We start from the raw sequence: 2569 nt of genomic DNA, 5'->3' as shown, positions 1-2569 counted from the left end.
ATGGGCAACGTTGCACGTTCCGCTTTCGGTACAACGTCGCCACGGATCGCTGGAGCTTCGATCTGCGTATAGGGGACGAGCAGGTGCTTTACGGCCGCCGTGTCACTCTTGGCACAGACCTCTTAGCAGCTTTCGATTTTGGGATCGGCGCGGTCTTCGCCGCGGACTACGAGGCGCGAGGCGCCGAACCAGATCGGACGGCAATCCCAGAGCGCAGGGTTCGCATCTTTCAGGCGGACCCTGACGAGATCATTGCATCTCAGGCGAGCTAACCATGCGTCAATGGCTTAGAAAAGTCCGCGCCACGTTCACGGGCGACGGCGGGGAGCTTGTCGTCGAGGCGCTGAAAATCGCCTTTCGGGTATCGAAGGTGATCAGCGGGACGCCGAACGCAGCCGAGATCGAAATCTGGAACCTCTCACGGGAGAACCGGATGAAGATCAAGAAGGAGTTCGACAAGGTTCGCATCGAGGCCGGCTACGAGGGGTCGCTCGGTGGCAAGGGCAATGTCGGCATCATCTTCGAGGGGTTCATTCGGGACATACGACATCGCCGCGAAGACACCGACATCATAACGACGGTCGAAAGCGGAGATGGCGACAAGGGAATCCGCCAAGGCGTGATCAGCAAGACGTTTCCGGCTGGTACCAAGCCGTCGGAAATGATCGAAGAATTGCGCAAGCGGATGCCCGGCGTCGACAAGGGCGTCATCCAGGACGCTGTGAAAGACCTGCCGGCATACAAGCGACCGGTCGTGATGTGCGGACCATGCCGCAAGGAACTCGACAAGATCGGACGGACGCACAACCTCTACTGGGGCGTGCAAGACGGCGCGATGGAAGTCGTGTCCGGCGACTCCTACGTGGACGAAGTCGTCGTGATCAGCCAGCAAACCGGAATGATCGGCATTCCTGACATCACGGACGACGGCATCAGAGTGTCTTGCCTTCTGAACCCGCAATTGCGCATCGCGCGCGTCGTCGAGATCCGCTCTGAGACGCTCGAAATGAACGATCAGCAAGGCCGCTTTCGTGTCTCATGCGTTGATTTCCAAGGCGATAACCGGGACGGAGATTTCACCGCGACGGTAGCCGGAGACAAGATCGACGGTGGTAAGGTCAAGGAATCCTGATGGCGGGTCATCAACGATCAAAGGCGCTGCGCGGTCGGATGGTCGAGGCCATAGGCGACGCAACGCAATCCGAGAGAGAGGATATCTGGACGAACCTTCCTGGAAAGGTGGTGTCCGTCTCTGCCGACGGTCGAACAGCGACGATCAAACCGCTTTACCGCCCTCGATTCAACGGTGAGCCTGTGGACATGCCGGAGCTGGTCGAGGTTCCGATCAACTGGCCCCGCGGCGGGCGTATGGTCATGCGCTTCCCGCTCAAGGAGGGCGACCAAGGCATGATCTCGGTCATGTCTCGGAACATGGACGATTGGTACGCCAAGGACGGGGAGCAGCCGGCCGCAACGCAGAGAATGCACGATCTGAGCGACGCGACGTTCTCCCCCGGTCTTTCGTCCAGCCAGGCGCCGGTTGGCCCGTACGATCCGGACAACTTCGAGCTTTCCTCAGCGGATGGCCAGTATCGAATCTCCATGAGCCCGGAAGGGAAGTTCAAGATCGATGGGGCAGAGGGCAATCTGTACACCATCCTCGCGGAGTTCATGGAGCTTGTGGCGAGCGACGAGCTCCTGATCAAGCACGGTTCGTCGGCGGGATCGGGGCACCAGTTGTTCAATCGCGTGGCGCTCATGGCATTGGCTCAAAAAGTGCGAGACATGGCGCTATGAACCGCATCGGGATTGCCATTGCACAGCGTACGAAGGTTGACGCCTACGGTCCCGAGCTGTTCGCCAACGGGGACTTCTCCGCCGGACTGACCGGATGGTCCTCAACCAACCCGGCGACGCTTTCACTCTCGGCATCTGCGAACGGGTTACGCCTGACTTCCCTCAACACGAGCACAGGAAGCTACGCGGTCTACAGGATGACCGAACTAACCCCTGGCAAAGTGTACGAGGTCGCTCTCGACTACACGAAGAACACCTCGTCCAACCCCCTCTGGTATCTGTCGATCGACGGGACACTGGGCGGGGCTTGGGATGCGCCGGTTCCCTTGACAGCGACTGGGCGCTTCCAACGCATCTTCACCGCCCCCGCTGGCGAAGTGTACTTGCTCTTTCGGAAATCGACGAACATCAACACCTATTACGATCTGAACAACGTCTCTTTGCGAGAGATGAATGTCGTCACCGTGATCGACAACGACATATATTTGAACGCGGATGGCGGCCTCGCAGTTGTGACGGGCGCGGATGCCATCGGCCAACACGCCAAGCAGCGGCTCAAGTTCTTTGAAGGCGAGTGGTTCCTCGACACATCCGCCGGCCTTCCGTGGATGCAAACGATATTCCAGCGTCCTTACAATGCAGGCATCTCGGAGTCGCTGATCAAAGCAGAGCTACTCGGCACGCCGGGCGCGGCTGAGTTGACCGCATTCGAAGCGTCCCTCGACCTGAGAAGCCGCGGCCTGCGCGTTTCGGCCGAGATCCTATCCGAGGC

The 2569-nt window shown here is 59.5% G+C and carries 4 protein-coding genes; all 4 read left to right on the top strand.

Translation table 11 applies throughout. The annotated features are described in order from the left end of the window. Positions 1 to 272 (top strand): phage baseplate plug family protein (locus AC1DT3_RS17685; RefSeq protein ID WP_477466545.1); only part of this gene is annotated, 272 nt, incomplete at its 5' end. A gap of 2 nt (positions 273 to 274) precedes the next feature. Further along, complete coding sequence (locus AC1DT3_RS17680; protein WP_477466544.1) at positions 275 to 1132, top strand: phage protein; 858 nt, start codon at positions 275 to 277, stop codon at positions 1130 to 1132. Beyond that, positions 1132 to 1797 (top strand): Gp138 family membrane-puncturing spike protein, encoded by a 666-nt coding sequence (locus tag AC1DT3_RS17675; protein ID WP_477466543.1) that lies wholly within the window; start codon positions 1132 to 1134, stop codon positions 1795 to 1797. The genes AC1DT3_RS17680 and AC1DT3_RS17675 overlap by 1 nt, the downstream gene beginning before the upstream one ends. Next, positions 1794 to 2569: contractile injection system sheath initiator (locus AC1DT3_RS17670; protein ID WP_477466542.1), on the top strand; the 776-nt coding region annotated here is incomplete at its 3' end. The genes AC1DT3_RS17675 and AC1DT3_RS17670, both read left to right, overlap by 4 nt.

This window comes from Microvirga sp. P4_G7 (assembly GCF_056401005.1).
This window is presented reverse-complemented; position numbering and strand designations above follow the sequence as displayed.

Excerpts from the sequence above, each read along its gene's own strand:
- AC1DT3_RS17680 (WP_477466544.1), top strand. The coding sequence starts at position 275 with ATGCGTCAATGGCTTAGAAAAGTCCGCGCCACGTTCACGGGCGACGGC.
- AC1DT3_RS17675 (WP_477466543.1), top strand. The coding sequence starts at position 1,132 with ATGGCGGGTCATCAACGATCAAAGGCGCTGCGCGGTCGGATGGTCGAG.